This window comes from Komarekiella delphini-convector SJRDD-AB1, assembly GCF_014831675.1.
Classification (GTDB): Bacteria; Cyanobacteriota; Cyanobacteriia; order Cyanobacteriales; family Nostocaceae; genus Komarekiella.
In genome coordinates this window covers 1-14440 of the sequence record NZ_VJXY01000059.1, presented here as the reverse complement: position 1 = coordinate 14440, position 14440 = coordinate 1, and the positions used below count along the sequence as shown (strand labels likewise).

The 14440-nt window shown below is 42.0% G+C and carries 14 protein-coding genes and 2 pseudogenes; 6 read left to right on the top strand and 10 right to left on the bottom strand.

The annotated features are described in order from the left end of the window. Positions 1-297: 297 nt before the first annotated feature. Positions 298-633: a ribbon-helix-helix domain-containing protein gene (locus tag FNW02_RS31950; protein ID WP_069070862.1), complete on the bottom strand. Its 336-nt coding sequence runs from the start codon at positions 631-633 to the stop codon at positions 298-300. Between the two features lie 71 nt (positions 634-704). Here FNW02_RS31950 and FNW02_RS31945 point away from each other — a divergent pair, with 71 nt between their 5' ends. The 3 genes and pseudogenes from FNW02_RS31945 to FNW02_RS31935 all read left to right on the top strand — a co-directional run bounded on the left by FNW02_RS31945 (position 705) and on the right by FNW02_RS31935 (position 1815). Further along, a complete protein-coding gene (locus tag FNW02_RS31945; RefSeq protein ID WP_191761460.1) occupies positions 705-953 on the top strand; it encodes a hypothetical protein in 249 nt (82 codons plus the stop codon). Between the two features lie 135 nt (positions 954-1088). Continuing rightward, positions 1089-1319, top strand: a pseudogene (locus FNW02_RS31940) (HNH endonuclease); the annotation flags it as partial. A 103-nt stretch (positions 1320-1422) separates the two neighbouring features. After that, entirely contained in the window at positions 1423-1815 is a 393-nt protein-coding gene (locus FNW02_RS31935; protein ID WP_191761459.1) for an alr0857 family protein, read from the top strand. Positions 1816-1925: 110 nt separating this feature from the next. Here the strand turns inward: FNW02_RS31935 and FNW02_RS39715 are convergent, their stop codons facing one another. Further along, positions 1926-4397, bottom strand: a complete 2472-nt coding sequence (locus FNW02_RS39715; RefSeq protein ID WP_191761458.1) for a bluetail domain-containing putative surface protein — start codon at positions 4395-4397, stop codon at positions 1926-1928. Between the two features lie 495 nt (positions 4398-4892). On the opposite strand from FNW02_RS39715, the gene FNW02_RS31925 reads away from it, so the two are divergent. The 3 genes from FNW02_RS31925 to FNW02_RS31915 all read left to right on the top strand — a co-directional run bounded on the left by FNW02_RS31925 (position 4893) and on the right by FNW02_RS31915 (position 7033). Continuing rightward, on the top strand, positions 4893-5249 hold the full coding sequence (locus FNW02_RS31925; RefSeq protein ID WP_191761457.1) for a hypothetical protein: 357 nt from the start codon (positions 4893-4895) through the stop codon (positions 5247-5249). A gap of 219 nt (positions 5250-5468) precedes the next feature. Next, positions 5469-6008, top strand: a complete 540-nt coding sequence (locus tag FNW02_RS31920; RefSeq protein ID WP_191761456.1) for a Dps family protein — start codon at positions 5469-5471, stop codon at positions 6006-6008. Between the two features lie 257 nt (positions 6009-6265). Continuing rightward, complete coding sequence (locus tag FNW02_RS31915; protein WP_191761455.1) at positions 6266-7033, top strand: ChaB family protein; 768 nt, start codon at positions 6266-6268, stop codon at positions 7031-7033. 119 nt (positions 7034-7152) lie between these two features. On the opposite strand, the gene FNW02_RS31910 is transcribed toward FNW02_RS31915, so the two are convergent. The 8 genes and pseudogenes from FNW02_RS31910 to FNW02_RS31880 all read right to left on the bottom strand — a co-directional run. After that, positions 7153-7554, bottom strand: a complete 402-nt coding sequence (locus tag FNW02_RS31910; RefSeq protein ID WP_191761454.1) for a TIGR02588 family protein — start codon at positions 7552-7554, stop codon at positions 7153-7155. Next, positions 7551-8435, bottom strand: a complete 885-nt coding sequence (locus tag FNW02_RS31905) for a TIGR02587 family membrane protein (protein WP_191761478.1) — start codon at positions 8433-8435, stop codon at positions 7551-7553. The genes FNW02_RS31910 and FNW02_RS31905 overlap by 4 nt, the downstream gene beginning before the upstream one ends. Positions 8436-8819: 384 nt before the next feature. Further along, positions 8820-9092, bottom strand: coding sequence for a GlsB/YeaQ/YmgE family stress response membrane protein (locus tag FNW02_RS31900; protein WP_191761453.1), 273 nt, complete (start codon positions 9090-9092; stop codon positions 8820-8822). Positions 9093-9414: 322 nt separating this feature from the next. After that, entirely contained in the window at positions 9415-9540 is a 126-nt protein-coding gene (locus FNW02_RS39710; protein ID WP_263627841.1) for a hypothetical protein, read from the bottom strand. A gap of 31 nt (positions 9541-9571) precedes the next feature. Then, entirely contained in the window at positions 9572-10888 is a 1317-nt protein-coding gene (locus FNW02_RS31895; protein ID WP_191761452.1) for an amino acid permease, read from the bottom strand. A gap of 124 nt (positions 10889-11012) precedes the next feature. Then, a complete protein-coding gene (locus FNW02_RS31890; protein WP_191761451.1) occupies positions 11013-12245 on the bottom strand; it encodes a DUF1501 domain-containing protein in 1233 nt (410 codons plus the stop codon). Between the two features lie 5 nt (positions 12246-12250). After that, a complete protein-coding gene (locus FNW02_RS31885; RefSeq protein ID WP_191761450.1) occupies positions 12251-13777 on the bottom strand; it encodes a DUF1800 domain-containing protein in 1527 nt (508 codons plus the stop codon). A 154-nt stretch (positions 13778-13931) separates the two neighbouring features. Beyond that, positions 13932-14294, bottom strand: a pseudogene (locus tag FNW02_RS31880) (pyridoxal-phosphate dependent enzyme); the annotation flags it as partial. Positions 14295-14440 lie beyond the last annotated feature (146 nt).

The window sequence follows — 14440 nt, the reverse complement described above, 5'->3', positions numbered from 1 at the left end:
GTTAAATATTGTTAAATTTTAGTTAAAAGAGCTAATAATCGTATAAAGGCTGGTTGCTTTAGAATTTGATTACTTGATTACTATATATAAGCTGTCGCGCATATAATCTGCACATCTTTTCGTACTGGCTGTTGACAGTTGACAGTTAACCGTCAGCGGTTAACGAACCTCATGAGTGACTGTGCAATTTAAAAGCGTAATAGCTTATGAGTTTTTGAAAAAATTTTACCGACAAAATTCTAAATGCAGTCCAGTTACTACTGAAGATAACTGAGCTGCATTCACTTGAAGGTAAGACTATCCAGCCAAGCTTTCGACACTGAGAGGAACCATGTCACCATTCCTCGTTAGTCCTAGCAACATTGGTTGTTGGGGTTGAATTAATTGACCTGTAAGTACGCAGCGTTCTTCTTGCTGAGCTGTGGCAGCTATGCTAGCTCGAATATCGGCTCGCGAAAATCTAGGCTTCCACTCACCTGATTTTTGCTGTACATAATTCCAGAGGATATCTCGGATCAGAGCTTGATATCCCTGATTGCCTGCTATTTCTTTGAGTTTATCTTTGAGTTCTCGCTCTAGGCGAATGCTGGTAACTTCCATGTCGGTGGTTGGGGTGCGCGCGATCGTATGCATGACTTTTTCTCCTTAAAGGTATAGACAGGATAGTAATACAAGTGTAGTATGTTTAAAGGAATGTTCAATAGGTGAAATTTTCTGTGAAATCCATTTACCCCATCTCTACTTCCTTGCGTGCTACCAACTGCCGAGCCGGTTGGGAATCAGCCAATGTGGGAGTGGAGTATTTATTTATGGGCGATGGTAGCCGAAATCATGGGCAAATCACAGAGGGTAATAATGATTTTAGATATCTCAGCATTAGTGCGCTGAATGCAAAACTACAACTAGATGAAGGAAGCGGGAGGTACAGGCATAGAAATACTGTACCGATATAAGACCAGAAAATTTTCCGGTCAATTTCTAACCCCCGCTTCACCCAAACAAGAAGCGGGGGTTTTTTTATAAGGAGTGAGGCTGTGACGATATCTTCTGTACGAGAGGCTGCGCCAAGGCGAACAAGACGCTGTGCAATGGTGCAAAGCACCCGTCTGACGGCGATCGCAACGCAAGTATTAGAGCAATCTGTGATGGTGGTTTATCAAAATTACTTACCACTATGCCAGGTCAATATCAAGCAGGCGATCGCGCTGTTAGTCACAAATGTGATCCAAGGTGGATGGCTTCACTCTCGCAGCTTGATTATTGAAGTGCCGAAACACATTCGCTTAGCAATCGCTTCTATTGAGCGAATGTGGAAAGTTTTGCGGCAAAACTATTTTACCGTTAGCGAAGCTTGGCGCGATCGCGCTACACAGTTCTGGATAGATGTGCAAGTAGACCTGGAATAACAGGAGAGCATAAGGAATGCTGAAATTAACTTACACCGATAGGAGCTTTTATTTAGAGTGTCTTACTCTGTCACTGGAAGAATGGGTAGCGCAGCGAGTGATTTTGGCAATGCGAGTCGGTCAATGTCTATGCATTGAACCTAGTACCGCTTCCTTTTTGCTTCCTATTGATTTGCCAGGAGTAGAAGTACTAAAGGCGGAAGTGAAGCGCGATGACAGAGAAATCATTACTCTGTGTGCTTGCGATACTGAGTATATGGAGGTCACTCTGCGGGGTTCTTGGCTATCAAATGGTTCTGAGGATGCTGTGGGTGTGTTTGTGACTACTATCAGCGATCGCGCTGAGTTCTTTTTGCACAAACTTTGGCAGGAATCTCAAGAAAGCAGCGCTTCTGTCATGAGCGAGTAAAAGAAATAGGAGGATGAGTATAATTTTTTACTGATAATCGGCGACGAAAAAGCCCATTTTCTTCTATGGATGGGAAGAATCACCGCCGACTCAGACCATGACAACTTAGATTAAACAATCGACAGCGCAGCTAAATTACCACTATAACCAGTAATTTCAATGATGGCGTCGCTTGTGGCAGAAAATCCATTAATCGCATCATTAATAGCCAAGAAAGTCCGCTGTTTAGCACCTGTATCCAGGTTAAATGTCGCGGCTTGATTGGCAACAAAAGTAGTTGTGTTCAATAAAGTTTGAATGTCCAACTCTAGCAGGGTACTAATATTACTAAGCTGGGCAAAATTGGCAGCATTAACTGTATTGGGTGCATCAATGAGATCTACACCAATCTTTAAGTCAGTAATTTGATCAAAGTTTGACAGTAATGAATCACTTAAGTACTCAAATATAAACTGATCACCACTACTACCACCAGTTAGGATATCAGCGCCAGCACCACCAATAAGGGTATCATTACCCTTGCCACCTATAAGTTGGTCATTGCCATCAAATCCCGACAGTTGATCATTACCGTCGTTACCGTAGAGTTTGTCATCACCATCAAACCCCACTAGCTCATCATTACCGTCGTTACCGGAGATTTGATCATTGCCAGCTAATCCCAACAGTTCGTCGTTACCATTCCCACCATAGAGTTTGTCATTACCAGCATCACCAATCAGTTCATCATTAACGTTGTCAGTATTGAGAACCAAACCTTGCACTAGTTCATTGTTAATGGTCTTCGATATGAGTTGACCCTTATCATCATAGGTGTAGCTGACTAAAGCATCAGTGATGCCATCATTGTTGTTATCAATTTGCTCAGATATTAACTTGTTGTTGATGTTGTAGCCATAAATAACAACAGCATCAGTTATGCCATCATTATTATTGTCGTAGCTTGCAGATGTGCGATCGTAAGTATAGTTGTAAACAAATTCAAAAATGCCGTCGCCATCGTTGTCATAACTCTCGGATGTCTTGTTGCCGTTGGCATCGTAGGTAGCGGTGTAGATAGATTCAAGGATGCCGTCGCCATGATCATCACGACTCTCGAATGTCTTGTTGCTGTTGGCATCGTAGGTAGCGATGTAGATACTGTCAACAATGCCGTCGCCATGATCATCACGGATCTCGGATATCTTGTTACCTTTGGCATCATAGATAGCAGTGTCAACATATTCAAGGATGCCGTCGCTATTGTTATCATAGCTTTGAAATATCTTGTTGCCGCTAGCATTGTAGGTAGCAGTGTAGATATATTCAAAGATGCCGTCACCATTTTCGTCACTGCTCTCGAATGTTAATCTGTCGTTGGCATCATACGTAGCGGTGTAGGCATATTCAAAAATGCCGTCGCCATTGTTGTCATATTTCTCGGATGTTTTGTTGCCGTTGGCATTATAGGTAGCAGTGTAAACGTACTCAAGGATGCTGTCGCCATTTTTGTCACGGCTCTCGAATGTTAATCTGTCGTTGGGATCGTAGGCATAAATGTAGACACTCTCCGCAATGCGATCGCCATTTTCGTCACGGCTTTCGGATGTCTTGTTGCCGTTACTATCATAAGTAAAAGTATATACACTATCAGCGATGCCATCGCCATTATTGTCATAGTTCTCCGACGTTTTGTTGCCGTTGGCATCGTAGGTATAAGTGTAGACACTCTCAGCAATGCCGTCGTTATTGTCGTTACGGCTCTCGGTTATCTTGTTGCCGTTGGTATCGTAGGCATAAGTGTAGACAATCTCAAAAATGCCATCGCCGTTGTTGTCATAACTCTCGGATGTCTTGTTGTTGTTGGCATCGTAGGTAGCGATGTAGATATATTCAATCGTGCGATCGCTAAAGACAGAGCTTTCGGATATCTTGTTGCCATTGGCATCGTAAGCAGATGTAATAACCTTGTCAACTGTGCCGTCGCCATAGACATCAATGCTTTGGGATGTGCGGTTGCCGTTAGCATCGTAAGTAAAGGTAGAAATAGTTGTATCGCCTGGTTCTTCGCGATCAATTCTTCTGGAAGTCAACCTGCCGTTGGCATCATACACATAATGGCTAGCGCTATAGGCATACTGATTAAAAAATTCTTCAAAAATCAAGTTGCCGTTGGCATCATAGGTTTGAGTGCGACCGACTGTAGCGTAGTCTGTGCTTCCTGGGTACATCCTATAGAATGTCTCTCTGCCGTTGACATCGTAGATGTAGGTTTCGGCATATTCAATCGTGCCGTCGCTAAAGTATTCTGAGTTTTTGGTACTTACATTGCCATTACCATCGTAAGTACTAACCTCGACAGAGAAAAGACTACCATCGCTATTGTATACGTAGCTTTTGTAAGTAGTCACTTTTCCATTTGCATCGTAGGTATAAGTTTCGACAGGCTGAACTGTACCGTCGTTATCAGACTTATAGCTTTGGGATATTAGATTATATCTGTAGGTGATGGCCGAGTCCGTTATTCCATCACTGTTATTGTCAATCTTCTCGGATATGACGTTTCCATTTGTGTCGTAAGTATATGTTGTAGTAGATGTCATTAATTTTATCTAAATATACTGGCCCCAGGTATTGTAGCCTGTGTTAAGTTACTCTGCCTACCAATTAATTTATTGCAATAAATCAGCCGGCTATAGAACTAGATATAAATCCTGGGGCCTTTAGCTTGCTAAAATTATGTTAAGTTGATCTACCTAGGGAATGATTTTGTTGTAAATATAAATAGCAGCAACTTCATTCCACAGACCGATTCAAGCATTAATGCGTTCAAAGTAGAAATATATAGGCGAACCATAAATGAAGAATCTGGTCAACGCAATGTATTCATCAAATAATGGGTAGAGTATTTACTCAATACCCATTAATGAATTAGTGTGGAATACAAAGACAATTTCTTTCGTAAAGTTCGGTGAACAAGAACTTTAAGATGGAAGCACATATGTGAATTCGACTGGTCAAATCGACTATGTGAAGGCGTGAGTTTCCCTCTCCAAGTAAAAGTTCTGCGTTGTTAAAGCTGTTATCGAGGATTCCAAATGAAGATTATTGCTTCTGTTTTATCTATCTTACATCCAGTACGCTTTCTAGTTGTGGCTTTTACCTGCGCCTTACTATTTTTATCTAGTGCTTTTCCTGCTTTTGCGATCGATAGCTATCAAAGTGACCCTACTGAAGCTACAACACAACTACTTGAAACTCAGCGCGAAACTGATGAAGTAGCAAAATCACCACCACCAGGACTGAAAGAGGTTCAAAAGAAATCAAACGAAGGACTCAATGAAGTTCAAGGAGCTGCTGATATTGATAAGCAGAAGCGTCCCAGTAATTCGCAGAGTTCAACCTCAGTGGAAGAAAACGTAAAGAATTTTTTGGAAAAAGTTACAGGTAAGTAACAAAGCTAATACGTTGCTAATATTTTCGTGATAATGGGTAATTGCCTAAAGGCAATTACCCATTATTAATTAATAATGCTAAGCTTGCACCTTCTTAAGGTATAGGCATAATTATAAATTTAGGAATTAATTTAAATTAACAATCTTTCCTTGGGTTGATGTGTATTATGTCTTGAATTTGAGAACTTAGTAAATAAGTTCGCTTAGGGATGGAAAATAATGCGTGCGATAAACATTGGTTTAACAGAAGAACAGCGTCAAGGTGTAATTAATCTGTTGAATCAAGATTTGGCAGATGCCTATCTACTTTTAGTGAAAACCAAAAAGTACCATTGGGATGTCGTTGGGCCTCAGTTCCGCTCTTTGCACCAGCTTTGGGAAGAACACTACGAAAAACTGACTCTCAATATTGATGCTTTAGCAGAGCGGACTCGGGCCTTGGGTGGTTATCCAGTTGGCTCAATGGAGGGATTTCTCAAAATTGCTACCCTCAAAGAACATGCTGGAAATGTTCCCACTGCAACGGGGATGGTAGCTAATCTAGTAGAAGATCATGAACAGGTTATTCGCAATTTAAGGAAGCACGTTGATCAAAGTAGTGAGCAGTTCCATGATGAGGGTACTGCTGACTTTCTGACTGGGTTGATGGAAGAACATGAAGAGATGGCTTGGATGCTGCGCTCATTTATTGAAGGGCAGGCACTCGAAGGAGACGGTACACAGCCGGCAACAGAGACTAAAACTCCTGTAGGTGTGTAGCTATTCAGCAGAATTTAGGAATCAGGAGTAAAACAGGCTTAATGTCTGGTTTCTAAACCTAGTTTGTGTAGTGCATTAAGTTGAAATCTGCTGTAGCATATACAGGCGAAAATGTCAGGTCTGAGTTTAAGGGTGCTGTGTAGCCAGTTGAGGGAGGATTAATTCCTCCCTCAATACTGGTGTTGAGATATTAACTCCCCACACGCGTCTATTTTAGTTATCTACTGCAAAAATAAAATAATACAAGGAGTATTCAAGTGCCAGAAACGTATCAAGCAGAACGTACTATCTCTGCTGCTTTTAAAGAACAAAAGCAAATCGATGATGTGATTCGACGTTTATTAGACAGAGGTGTGCCGAGAGATCATATTTCGGTTATGGGTAGAAACTTCCAGTCTGAAACTCGCATTTCTGGCTTTATTACTAAAAAAGATGTGATTTTGGGAGGCTTGAGAACAGGAGCAATATTTGGTTCCTTGTTTGGCTCTTTCCTCAGCTTACTTACAGGTGTAGGTGTACTATTTATTCCCTTTGTCGGTTCAATAGTGGCAGCAGGCCCTATCAGTGCGGTGCTGCTAGGAGCTGCAAGTGGAGCGATCGCAGGTAGCGCTGGTGCAGGTTTAGTATCGGTTCTGACTACTTTGGGTATGCCAGAAGATAAAGCCGCAATTTACCAAACCCGTCTACAAGCTGGTGAGTTCTTATTGATGGCAGAAGTTCCGAGCGATCGCGCCGGAGAATTTCAATTACTGTTGGAAAGTGCTGGTGGTGAAGAAATTCACACAATTGAGAAAACTTTGGCTCGTCCCTGTGCTGGTACATGCAACAGTCCAGAAGATTTGTCTCCTGAAGTTCGTTCTCATCTTTCTGATGAAGCTCAGCGCACATTCATTGAGCGCTATAACGCTGTCTTCAATGAGAAAAATGATGAGTTTACGGCTGAAAACGCTGCTTGGGAAGCAGTTCACCAGCAATTTGATGAAGATGAGAACGGTATTTGGTCAAAAGCTAAGGCCAACGTCTAAACTATTGAACGTTAGCAATTATATATTTTTGGGTGTTGTTGGTAATTGGTAACTATTAATGGGTAATGGAGTAAAATTCATTACCCATTGTCTATTTGATCTGCGATTCCAAATTCTAATTAAGGCAATTTGTAGCTAGCAACACGTATAGTTAATTGACCTTGGCGAGGATTCTGACTAAATACAAATGCGCCTTCCTCCATTTCCCCACTAGATAAAAAATCAATCTGTTGCTCTCCTGATTCTGCAACTTTACCGTTAATCTCTAACTCAGCCATAATCTGAACTGATTCAGCTGTGTCTCCTCCAGTGTTAACGACCTCAAAAGGAACATAAAATTGCCCGTCAATTTCTCGAATAGTTTTTTTGTTAGTAACAGAAAGTATCGGTGGTTGATTCTTGTCGTTTAACCAAGTGTAGCCTACCAAGCTAACAATCACTGCGAGAATGAATGAGGCGGCGCTGAATGTTACCCACTCAGCAGGTGAACGTTCTGGCTTCTGTTGTTCTGTTTGAGTCATATCGCTAACCTTCCTGCTGCACCGCCAATAGTTGCAGGTAATCCCAACACTAAGGTGTGATCTAACCACATTGTCCAGGGGTCGCTAAAAGTCAACTTTTGAAAGAACCACAGCATAAAAGCGGCTGCTAGCAACGAAACTAAGTAGGACATTACGGTTTCACTTGATGGTCGTTGGAAGACTCCCTGTTGCTGCATTCGCTTTTGCTGGTCTGAAAAGCCTGCTTGAAATACAATGCCATAAGAGATCAGCAGAGATGTGGCGATCATTGCCAATTGCCAAGGTGGCGATGCTGCGGCTGCTAGCATGGGAACTTCATCTGTTGGAGCAATGCTAAATGCAATTACGGTTGCACCAATTAGGGTTGCACCCACATCGGCGAAGGTGGCGTGTAACTCATCTTTTGTGGAACTGTTTGCCTTACGGGTTGTTTGTTCTTCGCCATTACTGCTACTAATATTTCCCAAAAATTGGTTTGCTAATGCCACACCGAAAGTGAAGGGTACACTTTCAAAGATAATTTTACCTACGATTCCCTTGACAGAAGTTTCAAATGTCAATTCTCGCAACAGCAACAGCACAAAGGCAGAGCAAGCTAGTCCGATCGCCATTGCTTCTACAGTGTCTATTACTGCTTGATAAGGTCGCCAGTTATGTCTGCGTTTACGAAAGCCTTCTGTCTGGTTGAGTAATAAAACTACACTAAAGGTCAATGCGATCGCCATCATCATTAATTGTGGTTTTGCCTGTGTCCCAATCCACCAGACTTCCATTGTATACAGCAGCGGGATGCCAAATAGAAAGCCTCCACAAGCACCACGAATGATGTCATTTATCTCACTCTTCCACACATTTTTATTACGTTTTTTTACCACTCCTATAGTTTCCTTATATTTAGAATTCGCTGAGATTTAGATAAATATAGTTAAGATAAATCAACTGTACAGAGATGATATATCGCATCTATATACTTCTATCTAAGAGCTAATCCTAAACTATTTATGTCATCCTTAGCAAAATGCAGTGTAGCGTATGAATACTGAAAAAAGAATCAAGGCTACTGCTAAAAATATCAAATATAATTAAATAAAGTTCTATACTAGCTACAATGCAAATAACAATTTTACTGATAATTAAGGAATGATAAGCCAAAATCAGTTACTCCACTATGTTTTTATTAAGTAGAGTTTTTGTATTGGATTGAACTTTGAAAGGGTGTAGTGAATAATAACTCGGCTTTAACCATGATCTATCTTACGATTCAACTAATAACTGGCACGCCCAGCCAACAAATTCCATAGAAAAATAGCAATTATTGCACCAATAATTGCAACAATTACACCAGGGATACTGAGAGCCGCTGCGGTGAGTTGCAATCTTCCTGTCTCTAAGAGAGTAACTATAGTACCTCCTATTAATGCACCGATAATACCTAAAATCATGGTTGTAAGAATTCCACCTCCCTGACGACCAGGGTAAATAGCTTTAGCTATGGCTCCAGCAATCAAACCCAGAATTATCCAAGCAATAATGTTCATAAATTTAATCTACAAAGACTTTATATCTAGCCTATTAATTACAATACTGTTTTCCTTCTATCGTAAGATATAGCTGTTAAACATCAAGAAAATTCAGCTTCCTTTCTCAAACTCTGAGATACAACCTTGTAGACGCTCTTACTATTTAGTATTTATGGTCTATTGTTTGGGTTTTAAGGACTTCGATCATCGTTACTTAAAAGAACTATGTTATTACAGATGATAGGAAATTCTGTACAAACATTGAGTTTGCTTGATTACATACTATATAGAAGTATGTATAAAGAATTAAAAAACTATCTACTTAAAAACTTTTAGAGACTTAAATCATTTGTAGATATTCAGTTGGTCTAATACCAATACGAGCTGGTTGATGGCGCAGATGTTTGCTAATTTTGAATAAGCAAGAACTATCCATGATACCAGTCTCTTGAACCTTACTCGTCATCAGATATCACTACCAAGTTTTTTTGATAGTTTTACATTCCATAGTAGATTAAGAAAATTTGTTTCACTATCAAGGCTAATGCAACTCCAATCATTACGATGAGTGTTACCTTACCACCAGGAACAAGTGGTTGATTCACACTATTTAAGTTTTCCTGCTCTTGACGTTGTTTCCAACTCATTAACGCCGGAATAATTCCACCTAAAACTGAAACACTGAATGTTCCGGTGTAGTCTAGGGCAACAAAGAAGATGCTAGGATTAAGCGTCCCAAGACTCATAGGAGGGAAAAGAACCAGTGAATACAGAGGTAGGCGATTAGAAGATTCACCTTGGGTAATTAGAGAAATATCTTTGAAGAAATCTAGTAACCCGTATACAAATCCAATAAATGAGGTGACGATCGCAAACTCTGAGAAAATCGATACTAGCACTCCTAACCATTCCCCTGCACCACCGCCTCGCAAAATTTGCAGTGGATCAAAAACAGTTCTGCCATCAGAAATACCTTGTAGTACATCGGAACTGACACTTCCCAAAATCACGGCATTCCATGCCAAGAACATGATTAAAGGAATTGCAGAACCAATGACGATAGAATTACGAATCTTGCGGACATCTCCTTCTAGTTGGGTAACAACTACAGGTACAACGTTATGGTAAAACAGGGCGACACACATGACTGAAACGGCGCTACCAAGAGCGCTCCAATTCTGAAATAAAAATTGGGCACTTTTAACTTGCCCTCCTCCCAGCAGCAATAGTCCCAAGAATGAAACAATCACAATCCCCACAAAGGCGCTGTTTAATTTCTCAATAAACTTTTCTCGCCCAAGATACATGATGCCGCCAAATAAAAGAGTGAAAGTCGTTGTCCCCACCCACATCGGCAAAACGTTCTGCACACCCCAAACTTTTGCAACCGCAGATACTAAAATTTCCCCACCCTGAGTAATATATGCGACTAGTAGAGCATAGTGCATAAATAGATAAGCGCCGCCAGCAATTCGCGCTCCCAGCTTACCAAGAGTCTTCTGAACAATTGCCAACAAACCTACACTCTGCCGCCCCTCTAAATGCATTGCATTCAAGGTCACTTCTGCAATTAACAAACCTGAGACTAAAGCGTAGAGCCAAACAGCAATCAGCAGGGCTGTGGATGGCAAAATTCCAGATGGCAGAGTAACCGCAGGTAGGGCGAGAATACCAGCCCCAACCGTGGTTCCCGCAATCAGCGCAGTACTCCCTAATACACTACCCGGTTGATGATTTAGCTTATTTCCATCAAATTCGAGATGAGAAAATAACCGAGTGACTTGCTCTTGATTCGATTTGAGAACAGTCTTCATAAGGGTAATACTAAAACATACATGCTCAAGCCAAGTATACAATGTTAACATATGTAAAGATTTGAGCAAAAACCCTTGACTTGCTGCTCTTTCAGCTAAGTTTTAGGATTTATAGAGTGATTGCTCACTTCACAATTAATACAACTTTCTGAGTATGAGCATAATTTGGTAAGACGAGATTAAGCTTTGCTTCGTTGAGATGTAGATGACGTTCTAACACAGCAGAGATTACATCTCGGAAATCAGTAGCGATCGCTAAGTCTCTGCTTTGGTAAAGTTGGGTTGTTGATAGACCAGGCCATTCTCCGTAAATTTTACCGCCACGAACTTGACCGCCTAAAACCCACATTACATTGCCATGTCCGTGGTCAGTGCCACCGCTGTTATTTTGCTGGACTGTGCGGCCAAACTCGGACATCACTATAATTGCTGTATTTTGGTAAACAGACCCCAAGCCTTTGACTAGCGCCGCTAAACCCTCCCCCAATCTTCCCAAGTTCTGGGCTAACTGTCCTTGAGTGCCACCTTGGTTGACATGAGTATCCCAACCACCCAAAGCTACAAACCCTAACTCAATTCTGGGGTCTTTGACCATCAGTTGTGCCAATCGTTGGGCATCGCTAGCAAACCCGTTAGGTAAGGGCGCACCATTATTAGCCATTTCCATTTCGCTATCCAGGCTATTCATTAAAGCCTGTCGAGCCATCCGTCCTTGCCGATAAGCTTGACTGAGGGCATCATTACCGCTGTAAAGTTGGTCAAAAGCCGCTCCGACTTGAGGATGATCTATTGACAGAGGCTTACTAGCATTTTTACCCCTTGCTAAATTAGCTACAGCCATCCGCCCAGAAAAGATTAAAGGCGTTGTCTGCCCCACACTCACTGCCTGTATGGGTGTCTTGTTGGAAATCACCCCCAGCAAACGATTCATCCAACCATCTTGAGTACTTTTGTCACCAGGCGTAGCGCTTTCTATATATTGTTGAGCATCAAAGTGAGAGCGAGTCGGATCTGGAGAACCGCAAGCATGAACAAATGCCAGACTGCCCTGCTGCCAAAGGGGCATCACAGAAGCTAATGCTGGATGCAAGCCAAAACGACCATCTAAATCTAGGACTCCCCCGTTTTTGCCTGGTTGGGGAATGGCAATTTGCGGTCGAGCTTGATAATAAGCTGTCTCTGTGTAGGGAACCACTACATTTAAGCCATCCACAGCGCCGCGCAGGAAGATCACAATCAAGCGCTGCTGTTGACTGTTGCCAGTAGCAGATTTAGCTACCCAAGCATGGCTTCCTACGGCTGTGATTGCGGAAGCTGAAAAAATTCCAGTTTGGATGAGAAAGTCGCGTCTTTTCATAATTGTTAGCGGCGCATAAATTCTGGACTGCCCAAGATTAGAGCAGTACGGATTTGAGGAGAACTAGAGGCGATCGCATTTTGAGTTGTTACAGAAAAAGAATTACCAAGTGTACTACTTAGTTGTCTAGCATCTACAGTCACAATCGGAGGTCTTTGCTGTGTTGGTGTTCTTTTCTCTGCATCCACCTTTGTTGTTGAGCCAGATGGTGGTAAATTTGCAGTGGCGATCGCAACAGCAAAGTTAAGGCGACGGGTGATGGCGTCAGGATTTAACCATGCATCTTCGGTATTTTTGTAACCATTTGGTGTCTGGCAACGGTAGATAGGCATTGCCAACTGATTTAGAAAATCGGTTATTGATATTGGTCTGACGTGCTTGACATTGATATCTGTCGCCCGCACCACTGAGATAGCGTATTGATATGGTGTTTTGAACTTGGCGTTAAAGTTTTTCGTGTCCCAGAACTCTCGGCTGTGAAAGAGAGTGTTGAGAACCTCGCGAATATTACCATCAGTAGCGAGGTAGCGTTGTGCTAAATGATTTACCAAAGCACTGGGGGGGTGATCGCTAACAAAATATTCAGCTAACTTGTAGCTAATATGACGTGCTGTGGCAGGACTACGAGCCAAAATATCTAGAGCTTGCTCTCCCTCGGCTTCACCACTGCCTTTAATGGTGTGTCCTAAAAAAACTTTGTCACTAAAATCATGGTGTTTTGGGTTGAAGTAAAATCCCGAATCATTATTTGCCTGCTCAGGACGACTTAATCCCCAGCCACTCAAAATCCGCGCTAGAGCAATCACATCTTGCTGGGTATAGCCAGCATCCACACTGAGAGTGTGTAGCTCCATTAATTCACGAGCATAGTTCTCGTTCAAACCTTGGATTTTACCACGGGCATCGGGGCGACTGGCGGCACTATTTCGGAAGTTGTCTAAATAATACAGCATCGCCGGATGTTGAGCTGTTGCCCCCAGCAGGTCACGAAAACGACCCAAGACATAGGGTCTAATTGCTTTCTGTTCATAAGCTCCTACCCAAAGGCCATTGTGTCCTTTACCTGCATCCACATTGAAGTGGTTAAACCAAAAGTCCGTCATCACTTGCTGGAGTTGCCGGGAACTGCTAGTTGCCCGTAATAACCGCGCCTGAATTGCCTCATTTAACACCTGTCTAGCATGTCTATCAGCGACTTTAATTTGTTCTGCACTGGGTTTTTGTTCTGGGGAAGGAGCTTTTCCATAGGCTAAGAGTTCCACTGGATTTAGGCGTAGAGTTTCTAGCTGATAAATTTGGCTGGTGAGGCTTGGCGGCTCGGAAATGGAGTTGGGTGAGAGTTGTTCTTGGATGTAACGCTCTACACCCATAGACTCCACTTTTTGCATATCTCCGGGGCGAGGCCCAAAGCTCAGGCGATTAACTATGTGTATTACTTTTGGATCAACAGGTGTAGGAGCTGCATTGCTGGGGTCAATTCCTCCCAGTAAGACAAATAGCGATAACACCCAGTATTTAGGTTTCACAGTCATAGAGCTAATGTTGCTGTGATGGAGGATTTTTTTACATGCGAGCAGCAAACTTTAGATATCATAACTAATACCTTAAGCTTTTTTCTCCATCCGTGTCATTACTTATATTTATTAGACTCCATGAATGGAAAAAGTTTTAAATGCGTACTTCTAGTCAGGAAAATAATTTACCAATTTGTGCCAAATCTACATTTCCACCGCTGATGATTACACCAATCTTTGTCTGTGGTGCTTTAACTACACCTTCTAGTAAAGCTGCTGCTGCTAGTGCTCCGGTGGGTTCAACTACAATTTTGAGACGTTCCCACAAAAAAAACATGGTGCGAATAATCGCTTCTTCCGAGACTGTCACCATATCATCGACGTAATGCAGCACCAAGGGAAAGGTAATTTTACCAAGGCTGGGAGTACGAGCACCATCGGCAATGGTATCAGGGTTTTTAACGGTTTGTAGGGTTTTGCTGTAAAAGGAACGGGTAGCATCATCAGCTTGTTCTGGTTCTACCCCAATTACCTTGAATCTATCCCACTAATACCAGCAATATGATAATCTGCTGTTGATGACGGTAAGTTGTATCAAGGTATGGCTGGGCGATTTGAAGGATTAAGCGATCTGGAATGGAAGTTGTTTGAAGATATATTCCCCAAGGAGCCAGAAAAGAA